At 58.2% G+C, this 21,505-nt stretch carries 18 protein-coding genes; 8 read left to right on the top strand and 10 right to left on the bottom strand.

What is annotated here, in order from left to right:
* Positions 1-118: 118 nt before the first annotated feature.
* Together HNO82_RS12350 and HNO82_RS12345 are read left to right on the top strand one after the other, a co-directional pair.
* The gene (locus tag HNO82_RS12350; RefSeq protein WP_008333105.1) at positions 119-1,498 is read left to right on the top strand and encodes an MFS transporter; all 1,380 of its coding nucleotides are present in this window, start codon (positions 119-121) and stop codon (positions 1,496-1,498) included.
* Positions 1,495-2,421, top strand: coding sequence for a ketopantoate reductase family protein (locus HNO82_RS12345; protein ID WP_175343931.1), 927 nt, complete (start codon positions 1,495-1,497; stop codon positions 2,419-2,421). Before HNO82_RS12350 ends, HNO82_RS12345 begins: the two co-directional genes overlap by 4 nt.
* A 104-nt stretch (positions 2,422-2,525) precedes the next feature.
* Here HNO82_RS12345 and HNO82_RS22110 read toward each other — a convergent pair whose 3' ends face one another.
* The gene (locus HNO82_RS22110) at positions 2,526-2,756 is read right to left on the bottom strand and encodes a hypothetical protein (RefSeq protein ID WP_217509903.1); all 231 of its coding nucleotides are present in this window, start codon (positions 2,754-2,756) and stop codon (positions 2,526-2,528) included.
* 12 nt (positions 2,757-2,768) lie between these two features.
* Positions 2,769-3,140: a carbon-nitrogen hydrolase family protein gene (locus HNO82_RS12340; RefSeq protein WP_217509902.1), complete on the bottom strand. Its 372-nt coding sequence runs from the start codon at positions 3,138-3,140 to the stop codon at positions 2,769-2,771.
* A 431-nt stretch (positions 3,141-3,571) separates the two neighbouring features.
* On the opposite strand from HNO82_RS12340, the gene HNO82_RS12335 reads away from it, so the two are divergent.
* The 3 genes from HNO82_RS12335 to HNO82_RS12325 all read left to right on the top strand — a co-directional run bounded on the left by HNO82_RS12335 (position 3,572) and on the right by HNO82_RS12325 (position 10,387).
* Positions 3,572-5,983, top strand: coding sequence for an autotransporter domain-containing protein (locus HNO82_RS12335; RefSeq protein WP_175343930.1), 2,412 nt, complete (start codon positions 3,572-3,574; stop codon positions 5,981-5,983).
* Positions 5,984-6,178: 195 nt separating this feature from the next.
* Positions 6,179-9,028 carry a hypothetical protein gene (locus HNO82_RS12330; protein WP_217509901.1) on the top strand — a complete coding sequence of 950 codons (2,850 nt, stop codon included), beginning with the start codon at positions 6,179-6,181 and terminating at the stop codon, positions 9,026-9,028.
* A 63-nt stretch (positions 9,029-9,091) separates the two neighbouring features.
* Positions 9,092-10,387: an HNH endonuclease signature motif containing protein gene (locus HNO82_RS12325; protein ID WP_175343928.1), complete on the top strand. Its 1,296-nt coding sequence runs from the start codon at positions 9,092-9,094 to the stop codon at positions 10,385-10,387.
* Between the two features lie 163 nt (positions 10,388-10,550).
* Here HNO82_RS12325 and HNO82_RS12320 read toward each other — a convergent pair whose 3' ends face one another.
* Positions 10,551-11,132 (bottom strand): mechanosensitive ion channel family protein, encoded by a 582-nt coding sequence (locus HNO82_RS12320; protein ID WP_175343927.1) that lies wholly within the window; start codon positions 11,130-11,132, stop codon positions 10,551-10,553.
* A gap of 364 nt (positions 11,133-11,496) precedes the next feature.
* Between HNO82_RS12320 and HNO82_RS12315 the strand changes: the two genes are divergently transcribed.
* On the top strand, positions 11,497-12,426 hold the full coding sequence (locus HNO82_RS12315; RefSeq protein ID WP_175343926.1) for an NADP-dependent oxidoreductase: 930 nt from the start codon (positions 11,497-11,499) through the stop codon (positions 12,424-12,426).
* A gap of 42 nt (positions 12,427-12,468) precedes the next feature.
* Here the strand turns inward: HNO82_RS12315 and HNO82_RS12310 are convergent, their stop codons facing one another.
* From HNO82_RS12310 to HNO82_RS12280, 7 genes are all read right to left on the bottom strand, one after another.
* Positions 12,469-13,056, bottom strand: coding sequence for a carboxymuconolactone decarboxylase family protein (locus HNO82_RS12310; protein WP_175343925.1), 588 nt, complete (start codon positions 13,054-13,056; stop codon positions 12,469-12,471).
* 252 nt (positions 13,057-13,308) lie between these two features.
* Positions 13,309-14,631, bottom strand: coding sequence for an MFS transporter (locus HNO82_RS12305; RefSeq protein WP_175343924.1), 1,323 nt, complete (start codon positions 14,629-14,631; stop codon positions 13,309-13,311).
* 62 nt (positions 14,632-14,693) lie between these two features.
* Positions 14,694-15,689, bottom strand: a complete 996-nt coding sequence (locus HNO82_RS12300; protein ID WP_175343923.1) for a hydroxyacid dehydrogenase — start codon at positions 15,687-15,689, stop codon at positions 14,694-14,696.
* The gene (locus HNO82_RS12295) at positions 15,632-16,321 is read right to left on the bottom strand and encodes an RraA family protein (protein WP_175343922.1); all 690 of its coding nucleotides are present in this window, start codon (positions 16,319-16,321) and stop codon (positions 15,632-15,634) included. The genes HNO82_RS12300 and HNO82_RS12295 overlap by 58 nt, the downstream gene beginning before the upstream one ends.
* A 37-nt stretch (positions 16,322-16,358) precedes the next feature.
* Positions 16,359-17,279: an SMP-30/gluconolactonase/LRE family protein gene (locus HNO82_RS12290; RefSeq protein WP_008333148.1), complete on the bottom strand. Its 921-nt coding sequence runs from the start codon at positions 17,277-17,279 to the stop codon at positions 16,359-16,361.
* Positions 17,276-18,613, bottom strand: coding sequence for an MFS transporter (locus HNO82_RS12285; RefSeq protein ID WP_175343921.1), 1,338 nt, complete (start codon positions 18,611-18,613; stop codon positions 17,276-17,278). Before HNO82_RS12285 ends, HNO82_RS12290 begins: the two co-directional genes overlap by 4 nt.
* 11 nt (positions 18,614-18,624) lie before the next feature.
* Positions 18,625-19,572 (bottom strand): amidohydrolase family protein, encoded by a 948-nt coding sequence (locus HNO82_RS12280; RefSeq protein ID WP_175343920.1) that lies wholly within the window; start codon positions 19,570-19,572, stop codon positions 18,625-18,627.
* A gap of 127 nt (positions 19,573-19,699) precedes the next feature.
* Between HNO82_RS12280 and HNO82_RS12275 the strand changes: the two genes are divergently transcribed.
* Together HNO82_RS12275 and HNO82_RS12270 are read left to right on the top strand one after the other, a co-directional pair.
* A complete protein-coding gene (locus HNO82_RS12275; protein WP_175343919.1) occupies positions 19,700-20,581 on the top strand; it encodes a LysR family transcriptional regulator in 882 nt (293 codons plus the stop codon).
* A 242-nt stretch (positions 20,582-20,823) separates the two neighbouring features.
* Positions 20,824-21,501 carry a YitT family protein gene (locus HNO82_RS12270; protein WP_237713604.1) on the top strand — a complete coding sequence of 226 codons (678 nt, stop codon included), beginning with the start codon at positions 20,824-20,826 and terminating at the stop codon, positions 21,499-21,501.
* Positions 21,502-21,505: the final 4 nt, after the last annotated feature.

The following is a 21,505-nucleotide window of genomic DNA, read 5'->3' as shown; positions in this document are numbered from 1 at the left end:
ATACAACCAAGGAGACAGCCATGAAAATGACATCCTGGCACCAGCATCACAGGCACGATCCAATCCGCATCAATGCGTTCGCCGCGGTCACCATCGAAGACACTATCCGGGAGCGCACATGAGCACCTACGGGATCGATCAAGCAAAGGTCGTCGACATCGGGCGCGTGCTGGATGAAGGGACGTTTACCGGCTTCCAGAAGATGGTGGTCATCCTGGCAGCGCTGTCGATCGTCATGGACGGATTCGACGGGCAGCTGATTGGCTTCGCCATTCCCAGCCTGATCAAGGAGTGGGGTGTCACGCGCAATGCGTTTGCTCCGGCAGTGGCCGCTGGCCTGGTCGGCATGGGGTTGGGAAGCGCCTTTGCCGGCTTGTTCGCAGATCGCTTCGGTCGCCGCCTGGCCATCATTGGCAGTGTCTTCGTGTTCGGGATCGCTACCAGCCTGATCTCGCTTTCTCCGGATATCACCACGATTGCAATTCTGCGGTTTTTCGCCGGCCTCGGAATCGGCGGTGCCCTGCCTGTCTCCACCACGATTACGGCAGAATTCAGCCCGGCCCGGATACGTACCTTTGCCGTCACCGCGACCATCGTCTGCGTTCCCCTGGGAGGAATGTTGGCCGGGCTCTTCGCCAACCTGGTGCTGCCCCACTATGGCTGGCGTGGTCTCTTCTTGCTGGGTGGCATGCTGCCGTTGGCATTTTCTGTACTGCTATGGTTCAGCATTCCGGAGTCGCCACGATATCTGGCACGCCAGCCCGACCGTTGGGATGAGCTGCGGTCCCTGCTCACGCGTATGTCCCGCACGATCGCTGCGGGGATGCGCTTCACCGATGCGCGCGAACAGAATTCTCAGCCAAAAGCAGGATTCCGTGCGCTATTCACTGATGGAAGGGCACGCGACACCATTGCAATCTGGGTCGCCTTCTTCATGAACCTGCTGGCCGTCTATAGTGCATTCAGTTGGCTCCCCACGATGCTGGCAGGAGAAGGCCTTAGCCCATCGTTAGCCGCCAACGGTCTCACGGCCTACAACATCGGCGGAGTCTTTGGCGCACTGTTGTGCGCGGTAGTCATCGGTCGCTTCGGCTCACGTGTTCCCATGCTGCTCTGCTGCCTGGCCGCCGCAGGGACTGCATTTGCGTTGCGCAGCCTGGACGTGAGCAGCCAGACGACCTTGTTGGTCGCGGGGATAGGCTTGCACGGACTTTTCGTCAACGCCGTCCAATGCACCATGTACGCGCTTTGCGCTTATATCTATCCGACCCAGGTACGCGCGACTGGTACGGCGGGCGCGCTGGCATTCGGTCGCCTGGGGGCAATCCTCAGTGCATTTGCGGGTGCCATCGTGATCACCCAAGGTGGTGCTTCCGGCTATCTCGCCATGCTGGGAGGGGCGATGCTGTTCGTCTTCGTGACCCTGCTGATGGTGAGCAAGCATATTCCCCGCGCAGCGGCGACCGTCAAACATCAAGAGAAGGAGCAGCAAGCATGAACATTGCCATTGTTGGCGCTGGTGCCATGGGCGGACTATTTGGTGCGCGTCTTGCGTTGAACGGACAGAAGGTCAGTTTCATCGAAGTCGCGCCCGCTACGATAGCGGCGATCAGCGATAACGGCCTGGCCTTTTCCGATGACAGTGGCACCCATACGGTAAGAGTCCCGGTAGGCAGGGCTGACTCCTTTGCCGAGCCGTTTGACCTCATCGTGTTCTTTACCAAGAGCCTGCATACCCAAAGCGCAGTACGTAGCATCTCCCATCTTGTGGGCCAGGATACCTGGGCCTTATCCGTGCAGAATGGATTGGGTAATGCGGAAATCATTTCCGAGGTCGTTCCGAGCGAGCGCATCATTGTCGGGATGACCAATCTCCCTGCAGATCTCAAGTCTGCGGGGGTGGTGCATAGTCATGGGGAGGGTTATGTCAGGATCTGGACGATGTCGGGCAAGGAGCGGCCGGAAGTAAGCCGAGTGGCGGAAATCTTCAGTGCAGCCGGACTCAATTGCAGTGCTGATCCTCAGGTACGAGCTGCCATCTGGGAAAAGGTCGCTTTCAATGCGGCACTCAACTCGGTGTGCGCGGTTATCGGCTGTACAGTCGGTACGGCTGGATCGACCGAGCAAGGGCGAGCATTGGCGATGCGCATTGCCGCTGAAACGGTGTCGGTAGCTCAGGCGCTCCAGATTCCCGCCCGCATGGCGAAGGTGGAGGAGGCCCTCCTGGATGCCTTCAGGATGCACGTCAACCACAAGCCGTCGATGCTGCAGGATATCGAGGCAGGCCGACAGACGGAAATCGATTTCATCAATGGCGCCGTCGCCGAACAGGCGTGCGGCTGTGGGGTTTCCGTTCCTACCGTCACGGCGCTTTACGAGCTGGTCAAGATGAAGCAGGAGGCTGTGCTCAATCGGAAGTAAGCACATCAGGTGGGGAGCAGGAAGAGAAAAGGGGGGAAGCTCAATCTTCCACCCCCTTTCTTCATGTGCGCGAAGCTATTGCGGGATTGCTGGCAATGATCACTTCAAGCTTCGCGCTCTCTCGGTGTGCTCTCATCGTCTGTGCTCTTCAGAGACGGCAGGGCTTCCATAGCCTCTTGCACTGACGTGCCTGTCGCAGAAAAAAATTCGACAGGGCGGTGGCGCTTGGAATTGAGCAACAGCCGGGTCACGTCCGGACGCGCATAGTGACCTGCCGGATCGGCTGCACTCTTTGCGATGCTGATGACGCCAAGATCAAGCTCGGCAAAGAGCAATCCCTCTTCCGTCTACGGAATTTTCGGGGTCAAGGAGCTTCCGTCAGGCCCGTAAATGACGGAGTGTCCGCCTCCTGCATGGATCAGGTTTTTCTTGTCGGCGGTATCGCAGAGTTCGTCAACCGCTTCCTGGCTGATCACGCAACTGGGTGCCAGCACGAAGCAGGATCCCTCAACAGCATACACACGGCTTACCGCATTGTTGACCTCCCATCCGAGGGCGGGAGCAAACGGCTCATACAGCGAGAAGCAGGGCCAGGCTGCCAGAGTACATGTTTTGTTAGCGTCAAATGAAAGCACTACTTTCTTAGCCTGAAAACTTGGATTTTTGAGGACGCCCAACTCCCCAGAAACCCAGTGCACAGCTGACACTGCATCAATCATTTGCAGCTGATTTTCAGGCTTCACGCATGACCGGAATTACGTCATCGCTATAAGGCAGCAGTTGCCCTTTGTCTGGAAGCAAGTCATGGCCAAGCTTGTGGCCATGAGTACAAAGATGCACGGCAACGCTACGCCGACCGACCTTGCATACCCTCCTTCACAGTGCGCAAGGGTGCTCCTAACGGTCTCAGTCAGCTCATCAATGAATTGCCAAATTTCATCTGCGCGCGTCGGAGCGAATGCCTCCTGATCGACCCGCGTCGCGCTCCGCCAATGAAGAGCTTCCTATCCCGGCAGGAAGTTTCCTTACTAATTCCACGGAGTTAACTTAGGTAAAGACAGGAGAAACTCCCTTACTCCTGACTTAAACCAAAGAGACAAGCAACTAAAATCGTAATTCTTTGTAACACGGACAATTACGGAAATTTGACATGAGATTTGATGGGGAAGAGGTTTCTCGCTTGAACAGGGGCAAGCGGAAATCGCGCAAGGAGTTATCTCTGAAGCGGTTTGCGGGGTTGCTTGTCTTGCTGGTATTGCAGCTGGTGCTGGGAACAAATGCGGCATACGCGGCATTGTCCGCGTCATGTACAGCCGTCAATGCGCTCAGCGGAAGCGCCTACAGTGCCTCATACGCTGCAGGATCATTTAACAGCGATGAATCGGTCTCCGTTTCGTACAGCGATAACGGCAATGATCCTGCCAGCATTAATGCGCTAGCCACTGACTATGTGCTCCTCCAAGATGCGGCACAAACCAACGCATACGGCTATAACTATTACAGTAGCAGCCATGTCTCCGGGTCTCACTCCTATCAGGTCACGTCATCCCAACTCTCAGCCACTGGCCTGAATCTGGTCGTCAATGTCGGGACCTACATCACTGGCCTCACTGTGACTTGCTCAGCTTCTTCAGTGTCGGCGCCGACTGTTGCCGCGACGTCGACCACCGTCGCCGCCAATAGCAGCAACAACACAGTCACCCTGTCGATCACCGGTACGGCGACCTCCGTCGCGGTGGCTTCAGCACCAAGCCACGGTACGGCAACGGCATCCGGCACCAGCATCACCTATACCCCCGTGGCAGGTTATTCCGGCGCCGACAGCTTCACCTATACTGCCACCAACAGCGGCGGGACCTCAACTGCCGCGACGGCCAACATTACGGTCACCGCGACCGCGGTTGCACTGTCCCCCACCGCTGGCGCACTAGCCTCGGCAACAGTAAATGCCGCTTATAGCCAGACGTTCAGCGCCAGTGGTGGCACCAGTCCCTACACTTATGCCCTGTCGGGAACGTTGCCGACCGGGCTCACCCTTAACACAACGACCGGTCTCCTGTCTGGCACGCCAACCACATCGGGCAGCTATTCTTTCACCGTGACAGTGACGGATGCCGCCTCTGCCACAGCCTCAAATGCCTATACATTGACTGTCGCAGCTGCCGGATCCACAAGTGTGCCGGTCGCAGTGAATCAGACCGCAACCGTGATGGCCGGCCAGACCATTACTGTCAATCTGACCAACGGCGCTACCGGTAGCCCATATACGGGAGCTACCCTGCTAAACACGCCAAGTGCGTCGCAAGGTACGGCGACCATCACCAATACCTACTACCTGACGTTCGCGGCCGCAGCGCAGGCTAGCGGAACCCTGGCACTGCAGTATTCGCTGACCAACGCCACCGGCACATCCAATACGGCAACCGTGACGGTGCAGATCACCAAGCGCTCAGATCCCAGCAAGGATCAGCAGGTAACCGGGCTGGTGAACGCGCAGGCCCAGAGCGCGGTGCAGTTCGCCAGCGCTCAGCTCAGCAACTTCAACAACCGCCTGGAGCATCTACACAAGGAATCCGAACGCCGCAGCGGCCTGTTCAATATCACTGTCGCGGTCCCGCGTAACACTCGCAACCAAGACGGACTGGCAAGCTCTACAGCTTCCAAAGATGCGAGCGGTCTGGCCACCGGCGAAGATCCGGCCAAAGCCAAGGCAGGCGGCCAGCCCTGGGTGACTGACCCCAATTTGGCGCTGTGGACCGGCGGCTACGTGAACTTCGGCACGACGAACAAGGATAGCCTGCGCCTCGATCACACCACGGTCGGCATCAGCGCCGGTGCCGATTACCGATTTGGGCCGGACTTCGTTGCCGGCCTGGGACTTGGCTTCGGTCGTGATGTCAGCGATATTGCTTCGTCGGGCACCCAGAGCAAGGGCAATGCCGCCAGCGCGGCGCTCTACGCCAGTTATCATCCTGGACAGCTCTTTGTGGACACGCTGCTGGGCTATAGTTACCTGAACTTCGACAGCCATCGATACATTACCGACTCCGGTGGATCGGCCAACGGTAGTCGCAACGGCCAGCAATTCTTCGGAGCCCTCAGCAGCGGCTATGAATTCCAATGGCAAAACCTGATGCTGTCGCCCTACGGCCGCCTGCAGTTCTCGACCACCCTGCTGCGCCACTACACCGAGACCGGCGGCGGCGACTACAACCTCTCCTACGCAAACCAGCGAATCAACACGCTGGCACTTGTCGGCGGCTTGCGTAGCCAGTACGGCATCCCGACATCATGGGGTGCCCTCAGACTGACCGGCCGACTGGAATACAGTCAGTCCCTGAAGGGCGATAGCGTGGCCACGATGGGCTATGCCGACGTTGGCAATGACACCTATGCGGTAACGGTGCTGGGCCTGGATCAGAACACCCTATCGGCCTCCGCCGGCATCGAGTTTCTCCTGCGCCGTGGATGGACCCTGGGCCTGAGCTACCAGGGCAGCACCAGCATGGATAGCAGCACGCGCGAAAACACACTGATAGTGCGCGGAGTCTACAAGTACTGACACGGAACGAGGGGCCCAAGCCCCTCGTTTTTTTTAAACATCAATTCCATATTCGATATGCCAGATACACGGAAGACTCTTCAGAACTTCAACACGAAGCCACGGAAGGTCCGCGAGGACCAAGATCTGGTCAACATTGAAACCGTTAAGCCATCGATCAATACGAATGGTGCAAGCCTGGATTCAAATTACCCCGTGCCAGCCAATCCATATGAAGATGATGATGATTTGGATGAACAAGGGATAACACTTACCGAGCGAGAGCTTAAGGATGGACTCACCAAACGCGAAGCCAAGATTGAACAACGGGAACGAGAAGCCCGAGATCATCGGTCGCAGCTACTTGAAGCGGTAAAAGTTTCGGCACCGGAGATCAACAAAAGACTGCTCGATACATTCGAGAAACTCAGCCTGGAAGACCATAAGTTCGCAGAAAAGCATCTGACTCGAATATTCCAGAATGATGCGCAACTGCAAAACACAATAGACTTCTTCGACCTTAACCTTGCACAGCGTGAGGACCTGTTGGATCGAATTGGTTTTTACAAGGGCATCATCATCGACCACAGTATGTCCAATCCGGTAGAGACAGGTTTCAAAGAAGTGCTACGCCGGGAAGTTGACGTTGAAAGAGAGGGAAAGATCAAACCAACTTCCATAGCAGCTCTCTTATATCGCAAGCCTAACTTCACCGGCTATTTTGAGAATCACTTTGCATCAACCGAAGCGATGCACCAAGTTCAGAAAAATGGTGTTACCGATATCAAGTCCTCATTGACTGTCGCTGCAGGTAAAGCAGCCAGTGTTGGCGTTGGCGTTTCAGCTGCCTATTACGACGCTGAAGGATCCAATGGGGGTGGAATAAAAAAGAAAATCTACATCACGGCAAACTTCTTCCTTCCGAAAGTTGAGCTATCGTTCGACACAACTTCGCCCTGTGCAAGCCAAGAGTTTGAAGATGCCTGCTTGCTCGCACTTGCGGAAGAAAACGAAGAGAGCAAATTCAAGGCAATCGTGAAAGTGCTTGGGTGCTTTGGGCAATTCGTCGCGACACAGACACTTGTGGGCGGACGACTTTTTGCGACAGACGTGAAAACTTTCGATGGCAGCGAGTCCGAGTCGGAGGCAGTAAACCGATATGCCGGGCGTCTTAAGGTAGCCGGAGATACCGGCACGGCATCGTTCGAATCCGATACCAGCTTCGAGAAAAGCAAACAAGAAAATTCCAGAAACAAAGATACGGCTGAAAAACAGTCCTTCACCATACATGCCGTTGGAGGCGAAGGTGCAGTCATCGAACAAGCTGGCAAGTGGGCTGAATCTCTTTATGATTATCAGCGGTGGTCAGCTGTGCAGCGAGAACGGCTAATTCCAAGTATCAATGTTCTCACCCCAGGCACAAGAACAAGCATCGCCAATGTTCTGAAAGAGTTCGCTACCAAACACTCCGCCATGGACCTGGTGACCAAATACCGAGCTTACTTCCTCTTTTATGGAAAATATGATGACGAAATTGGGCGCCACACTAGACATGACATTGTGGTATTCAAGAATTCGAACGATAAGAAATGCCTTGCCGTGCATGGCGAATCGCCACAAGCAGGCAGTGTCACCGGGAAAGAATTTGAGTGGACACGACAAGCTCTATGGCGTGTAACTCCAAATGGGAACATTGTCAGTGTTATCCCGGTAGCGTACGGCTTTCCCGGCAACCGCAAGACCACTGAATTCGCGCTGACAGCATTGATTCAAACACCGAAGGAAGGCGAGACAGCCCCTACCACGGTCAAAGTCGGTCTGGCTGAATTAGCAGAAATTGACCGCAGCCAAGTTTGGGAACTGACAGGGACTGGCGAACTTCGAAACGCGGGACTCGGGCCAAAATATTCTCTGAGTTTGCCGCTCAATGGGACGCCTGTACTGAAACAGCGGAACGATACAAGCGACAGCACCATTATTTGGAACGTTCAAGAGGCAACGGCAGACGACATCACAAGATCGGAAATACAACAAGCGTATTTCGTTCTGAAAGCTCCCAATGGTTTGGTACTTTCAATTGAGGGATGCGAGGACACGGACAGTCGATTCACAACGGCCGACAGACGTCGAATTGCCTTGCAACGCGATATCGGAAGTCGACATCAGCTTTGGACCCAAAAATCAGATGGAACCCTTGTCTCAGCAATCACCATCGTACGTGATTCCACCGGGGACACAGCAGAGGTATGCCTTTCGACAGGCACCGGAGGCGTCGCCATCGCCCAAGCAAATATCGGGCAGGTAAGTGCATTCAAGCTTGACCCAGAAAATCGACTGAAATTCGAGGGTGCGGAGAATGTAACGTATCTGGTTGCAGTACTAAAAGAGAGGCAGTCAGCACAACGTGTTATCACGTCCAACGAAGTCGGCGATGCACTTACATTGCAACGCATCGCCTCCAACGCCTCGCCTATCGCGTATTCGGTTGGCGTGCCAAAAACAAATTTCAAGGAATTTGAACGAATAGCCACCGTTGACAAGCGAGAACTCCGCGTCGATGGCCACCTGACGGGCATCAAATTCATTGTTGAAGAGCGTGGCAAGGGACGCGCATCGTATAACGAATACTATCGCCTTCGAATGATGTTGTCGGTGGAGCGGAAAGATGGCACGAGCTCATCCGACGTCGAACTGTCAGACGAGCCAGATGAAAAAGACAATGACCGCGATCATCTGGACTGGAGCGAGGGAGGTTATGTATTTGTCGATAACCGCTACTTATTCTTGCCAGATGAACCCATCTACTCGATCCGTTTGATTACAAGCACGGACGGCGATCAACGACGTCGACTTGCGTTTGAATATCGGCTAACCAGCAATGGCGACTGGTATGGCTTATCAAGCTGCAGCGAAAAAATGGAATTGCTTAAGCAGGACCGTCTTGGCGCGTATCAGGAATTTGATGATCTGCAAAAGAACGGCAACAAGATTACGGCAATTGCGCTCGATTATGATCCTTACTCACAGCGAATTCGACCAAAGTTCTTGCGCCGCATGATCGGGTAATTACATCGCCACAGATATCCGATATAGCGCTTGTTCATCAAGAAGTGCATGTTTCAGGTCCAAATGAAACAACGTAACCCCAGGAAAAATTTCATGGTCGGTCCTACAGATAAGCTGAAAAATCTCAGGTTCAAATTCGCAACGAAAAACGGCAACAAAGGCGAAAGTTCGACTGTCCTTAAAAAGCCCATCTCAAAGGAGAGAAGAACCGTCAATAGTCCTTTGACACGCGCCCTGGCCAACAACCAGATCCAAGACATTATCTCTACAAGCATTGAAAATTTTGAGGGGGCGACGTTACCTGATTTCCCCTCGGAATTTGAGAACTTGAAGAGAGCCAGGGGCTTCGCTAAAGAGGTGAGAGCAAAATATATAGATTGCCTGCCATATTTCTATATTAAAGAGCCGACCACCCCGATCTACTGGTGCCCGTGGTGCATGCATTCGATCCCTATTGATGGAATGCATGTGGATCACGTGATTGCGAAGCGCATCTATGTCCGCTATCGAATCTTTCAAGATTTCAGCAAAGGGGAAAGATTCCGGGATCACGACGCAGATACTTACCTGGATCATTACCTGCACGAGACCATTAATCTCGTCTTGTCGTGTGCATCGTGCAATGTCAAGAAGCAAGACAATCTGGTGACAGCGGAGAGATTGCGGACCCTGAAATTCAACTCCGACAAATATCCAGACAAATGGGAAATACGAGACAAGATCGACCAGGCCGTAGCGATTCGCAAGGTATATGGCGAGGAAGAAAGCGATCACCGAAAGTACATGACGAGCGGTGATCTTGGATTTATCGGCGGCAGCAATCTAGAGAAAGCAGGTGTAACTGCGCTTGAGAATAGGATGAACTTATGGGGGGGAAATAGCGGCAGACCAGCTTTCCGTCCCAAGGATGTTCACCCGACTCTGCAAGTACAGCAACTTGCCAATCAACACATAGGATATGGAGCACGACTTTGTTTTTACTGTTTGGGCTTTTACCATCCATCCGCGTTCCAAATCGACCATATAAATGCCAAAAAAAGAGGCACAACCTACACGTTGAAAACTAACAATGTCTCTGGCAACTTATTTCCTGTTTGCGCTCGCTGCAATAATAAAAAAAGAGAAAAGACTTTTAGTTTTGATATGTTGAATGACTTTATCAACGAACGAAGAAACGCTGAGATTCCTGGAATTGAGCTAACGGACTGGGTCATCTTCGATGATGTGGCTACTGCAGTCGAGAGAGCGCAGGCACGAGTAATCGAAATTTTTATCAGCAAAGTGACTAAAAAATCCTACGCCGACTTTATTCAAAATGGAGCAGGCCATTCTCTCTACCAACTAGGACTTATCGACTAGAAAGACGAATCCCCTCCTCTAGCGCCCATTCATACTGATGAAATCAAGAATCGGCTTGGGAGGGGATTCAGCATTTTTTCAAATATGTGCTTCCTCAATGACGGCTAATGAAGGTGGCCACGCATCACTAGAACCCATTTCATCAATAGGCGTGAGATGCGTTCTAAAATCCCGTCCCACGCTCATCACTCCACCTGCGCACTATCCGCTGAAAGAACAGACTGTTCGGCAACTGCAGGATCGTCTTCTCTTCCTGCCCCTCCTCCAGCAAGGTGGTATAGACCAGGTTGATATCCAGCACCCGCCCCTTTACGCCAGGCTTGTCTCCGCCTTCCAGCACCTCGATCATGTCCCCCACGCGGAACGGCCCTGTAGTAAAGATCAGGATGGCGCAAAACAGATTGGACAACACACTCCACACCGCAAAGAACGCCACCGCACCCACGGCGGCGAATCCGGTAAACGCAGACCATAGCACCGTACCGGACACTCCCATCCGCTCCAGCGCCCACAGTACGGCACCGCCATAGATGAAAAATCCCAGCACCCGCTGCGTGAGCATGATGGCCGTAGCCGGCAAACCGTAATCGCGTTCGACCCTCGCGATGAGGCGCCTGGCAACCCGCATGATCGCCAGCGCCAGCAGAAAAATCAGCACCACCTCCGTCGCCGGCACCAGCACGTCGAACCAGTCAGCCACCCATTGCGGCAAATTATCGTGGATGGATTGCAAAACTCTGTTCATTCAATTCCTCTTGAAAATTATTTGCACAGGCCTTTCCTGCTCGCCAGCGACACCGCGCACGCAGAAAAAGTGCCGCAAAATCCGGACGTACGATAACACCACGGAAACAGCGTCACGCACTCGCGCAAGGGCAGGCAGAACGTCCGAATGACAGTGGCTTATAGCATCATCAGTCAAACTTATCGAGACATCAGCCCAGCTTATTACTGGAATATGGATAGTCTATTTGCATTGCCTTGACGCTTCTCTCTAGGATCCGATCCTGAAGTAGCTCACGGCGGACCGGCTGCTCTTCAAACCAACGCTGCGCACGGTCTGCCAGCAGGGTTTTCCACAAGGACCAAACATCCACGAAAGAGGCACGATGAATACGAAGGCAATCCGCTATCACCAATACGGCCCCCCGGAAGTCATGGTTCTGGAAACCATCGAGGCGCCCGCCCTGACCTCGGGCCAGGTCCGTGTCAGCCTGTGCGCGGCGGGAGTCGCTCCCCTGGATACCAAACTCAGGGCCGGTCTGCTTGAACGCCACGTACCACTCAGACTACCCAAGATCCCCGGCCGCGACGGTGCGGGCGTGATCGTCGAATCCAGCGCCGAGGGTCTCCATGTCGGCGACGCCGTCTGCGTGATCGCCGACATGTTCGGCCAGGGTACCTACGCCGACAGCATCGTCCTGCCGGCAGCGCGCGTGGTCGCGCAGCCCGCTTCGCTGACGAAGCGACAGGCAGCGGCGCTGTTGCAGCCCGGCGCAAGTGCCTGGATTCCCATGGTCAGAACAGCACAGGTATCCAGCGGCATGAAGATACTGGTACACGCCGGTTCCGGCGCAGTAGGCAGTCTGATGATCCAGCTGGCGGTGCACCTGGGCGCCGAGGTCTGGGCAACCTGCAGCAGTGCCAACCGGGATGCCGTGCTGGCATTGGGTGCGACCGGGGTCATCGCCCATGACAAGGAGGATTTCTCGACATTGCGCGGGTTCGATGTCGTCTTCGACTTGGTGGGCGCAGACACCCACGACCGTTCCTATCCCGTCCTCAAACCCGGGGGCCAGTTGGTCTGGCTGGTCGCTGCCCCGATCCGGGAACGCGGGGACGAATTCAAGGTACGTGTGATCCGCTCGATCATCGATGACGATCCGGAGTGCCTGCGACAGGTCGCGCTGCTGGCGCAACAACAGGTGCTGGTACCCGCGGTCGGTCAGTGCTTCCCCCTCGCAGAGGCTGCCTTCGCGCACGCGCTGCTGGAGTCCGGCAAGGCGCCGCGCGGAAGGATCGTGCTCGATATCGCGTAAGCCTGGCCGGCGGCATGCCACTGCCAGACACACCCCCGACATTCACTCCGCCGCGCTGCCGGCAGGTTCATCAAAGGGCAGCGGTGCTTGTCCATGGCGCACATGGAATACGTTCAGCGTCATAGCCACCAGAGAATAGTAGCCCAGCAGTCCCACAAGATTGACCAGCACCTCGATACCGAAGCGCTCTTGCGCCTCCCGATACAAGGGCTCGGAAATACGTCTGTTCTCGTACAGTTCTTCCACGAATTCCCAGATCATCTGTTCGTCGCGCGCCTCAAAGGCAGGGGGCCTGCCCAGACGAATCCGCTCGATATTGTCCGCGTCCAGTCCAGCCTCGATGGCGATGGGATAGTGAATCTGCCACTCCGCCTGAGCTTGCCATTTCGCGGCCGTGCACAGGATGGCCAGCTCCGACAGTCGCAACGGCAGCTGCGTGTGATAACGGCAGAATGCGCCCAGCTTCTGGGCAGGCTGCGCCAGTTCGGGACTGTGGATCCAGGACAGGAAGGGACCGGCCAGGTTGCCACGCGGGCCCTTCAGGATATCGTCCAGGACTTCCTTTTGTGCGGGGGTGGCGGTGGCGATGTCGACCACCGGCAGGCGTGGCTTGCTCTCGTGTTGCTGCATGGGATTCCTTGTCAGAGTCAGAGGCGGGAATGTGAAGACCGTGCGTGATATTGCCCGATCCAGACGCCCCAACGCAACCTTGTCCGAAGACAAAGATGAATGCGCTCCTCGCCGCAGGCTTCGGACACCGACAGGTGACAGCCATCATCACATCTGCGACGCACGCGTTCTGCTGTTGCAGACAGCCCGAACGAAAAGAGCCGCCTGCAAATGCAGGCGGCTCTCATGTACTCCATCACGCTTGCGTCAGGCTCAGCGCACCGCTTCCTTCAGGGCACCCGTACCTGCCGCGCGCGACTTGCGCGACAACACCAGCAGGATGGCCACGCTCACCACCGACATACCCACCATCGGCAGCAAGGCCATGGCATAACTGCCGGTGGCAGACTTGACCCAGCCGTAGACGTTGACCATCACGCCGCCACCGATCAGATTGGATACCGCATTGATACCCGCCAGCCCGGCTGCGGCCGAGCCTGTGGCCAACCAGCTGGACGCCATGGCCCAGAACGGTCCCTTGAACGAGTAGGCGCCAATGAGCACCATGGTCAGCAACAGCACCACCGGCACCAACGTATGGGCCAGCGTAGCCAGTGCCAGACCACTGCCGATCAGGATCAGCGGAACGGCGGTATGCCAGCGACGTTCGCCAGTACGGTCGGAATGACGACCCCACCACACCATCAGCACCGAAGCGATCAGGTAGGGAATCGAATTGACCAGCCCGGTCTGCATCACTGTCAGGCCGAAGGACCTGAGCAACTGCGGCTGCCATACGTTCAAGACCGAACCGGCCGCCGAGGCGCAGGAGCACACCAGCGCCATGCCCCATACATGCGGCTGGCTGAACAGCTTCCACAAGGGGATATGCTGCTTGGCGGCACGGCTGGCGGCCTCACGGTTCATGGTTGCGACCAGCCACTGGCGCTGTTGCTCATTGAGCCAGCGAGCCTGGTCGGGACGATCCGTCAGGAAGGACAGACACACCAGCCCCAGCAACACCGTCGGCAGGCCCTCCAGCACGAACAGCCAGTGCCAGCCCCGCAATCCGCCGATACCATCCATCTGCAGCAGCAGCGCCGAGACCGGCGAGGCCACGAAGCTGGCCGCCGGAATGGCCACCATGAACAGCGCCACGATACGGGCACGATAGGCCGAAGGCACCCAGTAAGTCAGGTACAGCACCACACCGGGGAAGAATCCGGCCTCCGCTGCCCCCAGGATGAAGCGCACGAAATACAACGACGTCGGCCCCTGCACCAGCGCCGTACTGGCAGAGATCAGGCCCCAGCTGATCATGATGCGGGCCAGCCACTTGCGTGCGCCGAACTTCTGCAGTGCCAGGTTGCTGGGCACTTCAAAGATGAAGTAGGCGATGAAGAAAAGGCTGCTGGCAAAGCCGAACATCTTGGGTGACAGACCGATATCCTGGTTCATCTGCAAGGCCGCCATACCGATGTTGCCACGGTCGATGAAGGCAAACAGGTAACACAGCATCAGGAAGGGCAACAGGCGCCAGGTCACCTTGCGTACGGTCTCGCTCTCGAGCCGCTTTTCGTCTTGGATTGTCTCCATGTCTCTCTCTCTCGGAAGTCGGGTGCCGCCTGTGTCGGCGGCTGGCCCAGGGTCATTATGGATCAGGCGGCAACCGCCTGAGCGTTCAGAACGGCCAGCACGTTACTGGCCGCACCGGTGCCCATGGCGATATAGGCATCTGCGGTCACGCCGCCGATGTGCGGGCTGAGGATGGCATTGCCGACGTTTTGCAGGGGATGCGGTGCAGTGAATGGTTCTTTTTCGAAACTATCCAGTCCGGCCGCGCGCAGCCTGCCCGAAGCCAGTGCGGCAATGAGCGCCTGTTCATCGATCAGCCCGCCACGGGCCGTATTGACGAGGATGCTGCCATCCTTCATGCAGGCCAGCGACTGCGCGTTGATCATGTGCTTGTTCTCGGGCGTGAGCGGGCAATGCAGCGAGACCACGTCAGACTGCGCAAGGAGCGTATCGAGATCGACCAGCTGTACGCCTTGCGGGGCCTGAGCGGCATACGGATCATGGGCCAGCACCGGCATTTCCAGCGCAGCTGCAACGGCTGCCACACGACGACCGATCGCGCCCAGGCCCACCAGTCCAAGGGTGCGCCCGCGCAGCTCCACACTCTTGTGGGTGGATTTGTCCCAGTGCCCTTCCCGCATGCGCTGGTCCAGCCCCACCACGTTCTTGGCGCAGGCCATGATGAGTGCCCAGGTGTGCTCGGCCACGGCCGGGGCATTGGCGCCCGCCGCTGCCTTGACGGCAATGCCGCGTTGCTGCGCCGCCTGGCTGTCGATGGAATCGATGCCCGTGCCATGCTTGGAAATGACGCGCAAGCCTGGAGCCGCATCCATCACGCGGGCGCTCACGCCGCCATAACGCACGATGATGGCCACCGGCTGGTGTTGTCGGGCCAGCGCGATCAGATCATCCTCGGTCGGCTTGGCACCGGCATAGACCAGTTGATAGTCCCGCAGCAGCTCGACCGCCTCCGCTGCCAGGTCGACACCGGTGACGATCACCACCTCCTTGTTTGCCGCGCTCACAGCGTTTCTCCTTCTGCCAATACGCCACCCTTGCGCAGTGCGCCCTCCAGCCATGTCGGACGCAACGGACCACCGCCACGGATCTCGGAGAGGCGCTTGGTTTCATCGGCCACCTTCTTGGCCGCAGCAGCCAGCAGAGATGCCGCTTTCTCGCGCTCGACCACTACCACGCCATCGGCATCGCCCACGATCAGGTCTCCCGGTTGCACCGCCGTGCCACCCACCGAGATCGGCCAGTTCACACGGCCTGCAATGTTCTTGGTCGGGCCATTCGGATTGGTGCCCACGGCATAGACCGGAAAGCCGATCTCGCGCAGGGCTTCAGTGTCACGCACCGAGCCATAGATGATGATGCCGGCCAGGCCGCTGGCCTTGCACTGCGAGACCATGATCTCGCCCATCAGCGCACAGGTCTCATCGCCCTTGCCATCGATGACCAGCACGTCGCCCGGCTTGGCGATGGCCATGGCGGCGTGGATCATGAGGTTGTCACCCGGACGGACTTCCACGGTCAGTGCCGGTCCGGCCACGCGCATGGTGGGCGACAGCGGCGCCACTCGGCTGCACAGGGTGCCGCGACGACCGGCCACATCGGCCAGGATGGAAGCGGCAAATTCCGATGCCTGGGCCACGACGGCGGCATCGACGCGGTCGAAATCGCGGATGAAATCAGGTTGGGAGCTCATGGTGATCCTTTGATGAAAACGAAGAGGAAGCCCACGCTCAAGCGTGGGAGTACATGGGCAGGCCGGCTACCGGCACGTCGGCGCGCAGGATGGATCCGGTCTGGGATTCGGTGATGAAGAGGCTCTTGCCATCCGGTCCGCCAAAGGCCAGGTTGGTGGTCGAAATACCGGCTGTGGAACGGATGCGCAGCAGCGGTTCGGCAAACTTCGACAGGCGCCAGATGGAGCCGAAGCCGGTATGGGCGATATAGAGACAACTCTGCGCATCCAGCGCCAGACCATCGGGCCCGGCCATACCGCCGTGCAGGTTGGCGAACACGCCGACCTTGCCGACCACACCGTTGTGATGCAGCGGGATGCGCCAGATCTGCTGCGCCCGCGTCACCGCCACCAGCAGGTGATTGAGGACCGGGTCATGGACGATGCCATTGGGACTGGGAATGGTGTTGATCAGACAGCTCAGCTGACCATCGGGCGCGAGACGGTAGACGCGACCGGTGGCGTCCTGCAATCCGGTCTGACCCTGGTCAGTGAAATAGATCTCGCCACCGGGTCCGAACACCAGATCATTGACACCCTTGAAGCCTTCCGAACCGACCGTCTCCAGCAGTGGCGTGACACTGCCGCTGTCGGGATCGAGCTGTACCAGTCCGCGCTTGTAGTCGGTGATGACGATACGACCGGTCTTGTCGATCTTCAGGCCATTGGGCCAGCCGTCGTATTCGGTGACCAGTTCCCACTGGCCATCCATGGAGATGCGGAAGATCCGGCCATAGGGAATGTCGGTGACGTACAGCCGGCCCTGGCGGTCGAAGGAAGGACCTTCGAGGAAGGAATCGATGGGCAGGCCGCCCCGGTTGGCATCACCCCAGGCGTTCTTGCGGGGCTTGCGAAAATGCTCGGGCAGGCGCGTGAAGACACCGGCCTCGATCACGGGAGGCGGGGCAAAGAAGCTCATGCTGTTTCCTTGGAAGCGGGAGGAACGCGGGACGGATCACCCAGTGCCAGGGTGATGACGGCACCCAGCAGCAAGGCACCGGCCACGAAGATCAACGGATACGTAAAGCCCTGCGTGGCCTGGCGGATGAAGCCGATCACGGACGGCCCGACGAAGCCGCCCAGGTTGCCGATGGAAACGATCAGCGCCAGGCCGCCAGCCGCCGCACGTCCGGTCAGGAAGCCCGAGGGGATGGCCCAGAAGGTCGCCTGGAAGGAGAGGATGGACGCCACCGCGATGGTAATGGCCAGCATCTTCAGCAGCGGCGTATGCAGGAAGGCCGAGATCGCCAGCGACACGGCCGCCAGCACGATGGCCCCGGCCACGAAGAACAGGCGTCGCTCGCTGCGATTGGCCAGACGCGCCCAGAGAATCATCGCCACCGCACCGACCAGGTAAGGAACGGCCGCGACCAGGCCAACCTGATGCGATGGCAGGCCGAACTCGCGGATGATCTGCGGCAGCCACAAGCCAATGCCGAGGGAACCGATGATGCCGCAGAAGTTGGCAGCGGCCAGCGCGAACACACGCCAGTTGGTAAAGGCATCCTTGAGCTTGTTGCCATGACGGGCGGCCAGGACGTTCTGTTCGGTGGACAGGGCATTGTCCAGCCACTGCTTTTCGTCAGGGGTGAGCCAGGCAGCCTTGGACGGGCGATCCGGCAACAGGAACAGGCACAGCACGCCCAGCAGCACAGCCGGCAAGGCTTCCAGCAAGAGCAGCACCTGCCAGCCCTGATAGCCCCACATGCCGTGCAATTCCATCAGAGCGCCCGACAGCGGCGAGCCGATGATGTTGGCGATCGGAATGCCGATCAGGAAAAAGGCCGTGGCCTTGCCGCGCCAGGCACCGGGGAACCACTGCGTGAAGTACAGGTAGATGCCCGGCGTGAATCCGGCCTCGGCCATGCCCAGCAGGAAGCGCGCCAGAGCAAAGCTCTTGGGACCGACCACGAAGGCGGTGGCCATCGAGATCAGGCCCCAGGAAATCATGATGCGCGAGATCCACATGCGGGCGCCGAAGCGATGCAGCGCCAGGTTGCTGGGGATCTCGAAGAGAAAATAGCCGATGAAGAACAGCCCCGCCCCCAGACCGAACTGCGACGGTGTCAGGCCCAGATCCTTGTTCATGGTCAGCGCGGCGAAACCGACGTTGATGCGATCGAGGTAGCTGACCACGTAGCACAACAGAATGAAGGGAATGAGACGGCGCAACACCTTCTTCATGATGGCCTCTTCGCTGACGACGGGTGTAGCCACAGCCGCTGCTGCGGGAGAAATGGAAACCTGCGACATGGGCGACTCCGTCAGAATTGGTAAAGGCGAGTGGGGTTGTCGACCAACACGGTATGCACCATCGCGTCCGAACCCAGCCAGGCCGTCATGACATCGAGCAGGCGTGCATCGTCGGGCTTGTGTTGCTCGGTCGGATGCGGCCAGTCGCTGCCCCACACCAGCTGGGACGGCGCCACTTGCAGCAGGGCGCGCGCCAATGGTGCGACGTCCTCGTAATCGGGGGCGCCACGCTTGCTGTGGAGATAGGCGCCGGAGAGCTTGACGCTGGCGCGCTGCTCGCGCATCAAGCCGGTGACGAAATCGAATACCGGATGGGTCGGGCCGGCCTGCAGGGGAATGCGGGCGAAGTGGTCGAACACCAGAGGCACCGGGAGCTTCGATAGCAGCGCACGGTTGTTCAGCAGGACCTCATTGGGCATGTTGACCTGAAGATGCCAGCCCAGCGGCGCCACACGGCGTGCCAGCGGCTCCATCATCGCAACGCTGGTGACCGACCCCAGCGCCAGGTTGAAGCGCAGTCCGCGCACTCCGGCGTGATGCAGGCGCTGCAGTTCGGCGTCGCTGACCTGGTCATTGACCACGGCCACGCCACGGGCGACATTGCCCAGTTGTGCCAGCGCATCGAGCATGCAGCTGTTGTCCACGCCATAAGCCGAAGGGGTCACCACGACGTTGCGCGTCGTACCCAGTCGCTGTTGCAGATGACGATACATGGCCACGGTGGCCGGCGCATGCAGCAGCTTGGCGCCGGGCGCCCATGCGAAGCGCGGGTCGTAGATGTGCATGTGACAGTCGCAGGCATCGGCCGGCAGACGGCTGGCGGCGTGTTCGCTGCCGGAGGAATGGGCATAGGTTTCGGATTGCGCCAGCGCCAGCGGCAGGTATGTCGCGGCCCCGAGGCCAAACGCGAGGTGCGCGCTGCGCCGCAGGAAATGGCGCCGAGAAGGCAAGTCTTGCATCGTACTGGTCTCCATGTTGTCGTCACCGCCGAGGGCGAGTGTTCTTGTTTGGAGGGCAGTCTACGTGCGGGAATATTTAATGTATATTTGCTTTTATTTTTGAATTCATAACTTTCAGGAATGAATCATGGACTTCCGTGATCTCAAGTATTTTGCCGTCATCGCCGAGGAAGGGCATGTGGGACGGGCTGCCGAACGGCTCTACAAGACACAGCCGGCGCTGACCAAATGTATTGATCGCCTGGAAGAACAACTGGGTGCACCGCTGTTCGAACGCGTGGGGCGCGGCATCCGCCTGACCGCGGTGGGTGAGGCCCTGCTCAACCGCGCGCGGCGCATCAGCCTGATGATGGACGAGACCGCCCGCGAGATCGGCGACTATGCCCACGGGCGCGAGGGCAACATCCGCCTGGGCTGTATCCCCACCCTGGCCGAGCACATCCTGCCGGGCATCTGCCAGCAGCTGCTGGCGGAGGCGGAGAAGGTCACGATCGATCTGAAGGTCTCCATGAACGACGCCCTGCTGGAGGGATTGAAGGCGGGAGAACTGGATGTGGTGCTGGGGCCGATGATCCAGGATGACGAAGTCTTCCATACCGAAGAGATCATGCGCGACGAGATGGTCGTCATGGCCAGTCCGAATCATCCGGTCTTCGACAGGAAGATCAAGCTGCGCCACCTGCTGGACTATCAATGGGTGCTGCCCGCGCAATCGGTCCTGAGCCGCCAGTGGCTGGACAACGTGTTCGACCGCCATCACCTCCCCCGCCCCACGGTCCAGATCACCCCGACCGTGCTGAACATGATCATGCCGCTCATCGAGCGCAGCAACCTGCTGGGCTTTGCCTCCAAGCTGAACCTGCTGGCCGGGCGCGGCCATCTGCGCGAAGTGGTGCTGAAGGAGACCACCATGCTGCGCCGGATGGGACTGACCTACCGGCGCGATACCTATCTCTCGCCGGCGGCACTGAGGCTCATCAAGATCATTCGCGGCACTTCGCTGGACTAACATTTCCAGCCCTTCCGAAAATTCAGGCTCTGGCACATTTCCTGCTTGCCCAGAAGTGTTGCAGCGGCGCCGCGCCGTCTCATCCGGCTCTCGCCGCACTGCAACAAATCCATTACCATGCGCCCCAGCGGCGGCTGTCGACGATTGAAGGCAGCTGCACACCGTTGGCTGTACCGGCTTACCCGCCGACCTGGCCAGCGACGTGACGCGTTCGTTATCCACGATTGATGATTGGTATTGCCATGACGACTTCCACTGCGGATTCCTCGCCCTCCTCGCCCATTGCCGCTGCGCCCGCCGCACGTGCCAGTACCGCGGCCCTACCTGCCGTGCGCCACAGCTGGATCGACAACCTGCAAGGCCAGCTCTTCGGTGTGGTGATGATCGCCTTCGGCATGTCCATGCTGCACAGCCTGGGCCTGATCATCGGTCAGATCGCCGGTGTGGCCTTCCTGGTGACCTATGCCACCGGCATCAGCTTCGGCATGGCCTTTACCCTCATCAACCTGCCCTTCTACCTGCTGGCCGCCCTGCGCATGGGCGCCGCCTTCACCTGGCGCACCCTGGCCGCCGTCACGGCAGTCTCGGTACTGACCAACGTAGCCGGCAACTACATCAGCTACAGCCACCTCGATCCCGCCGTCGGGGCAGTGCTGGCCGGACTGTGCGTGGGCATCGGCCTGATCGGGCTGTTCCGCCACCAGGCCAGCTGCGGCGGCATGAGCATCCTGGCCACCTACGTGCAGGAACGCACCGGCTTCAAGGCCGGCTGGCTTCTGATGGGCTTTGACCTGGCGCTGTTTGCGACGGCGGCCCTGTTCCTGCCGATGGATCGCGTGTTCTATTCGCTCATCGGCGCCATCACGATGAACCTGTTCGTGGCGTGGAATCATCGCTACGAATGGTATATCGCCCGCTAAGGAG

The organism is Herbaspirillum sp. C9C3, assembly GCF_013359625.1.
Classification (GTDB): Bacteria; Pseudomonadota; Gammaproteobacteria; order Burkholderiales; family Burkholderiaceae_D; genus Herbaspirillum.
The sequence above is the reverse complement of the archived record's forward strand: the minus strand, read 5'-3'. Positions and strand labels throughout refer to the sequence as shown.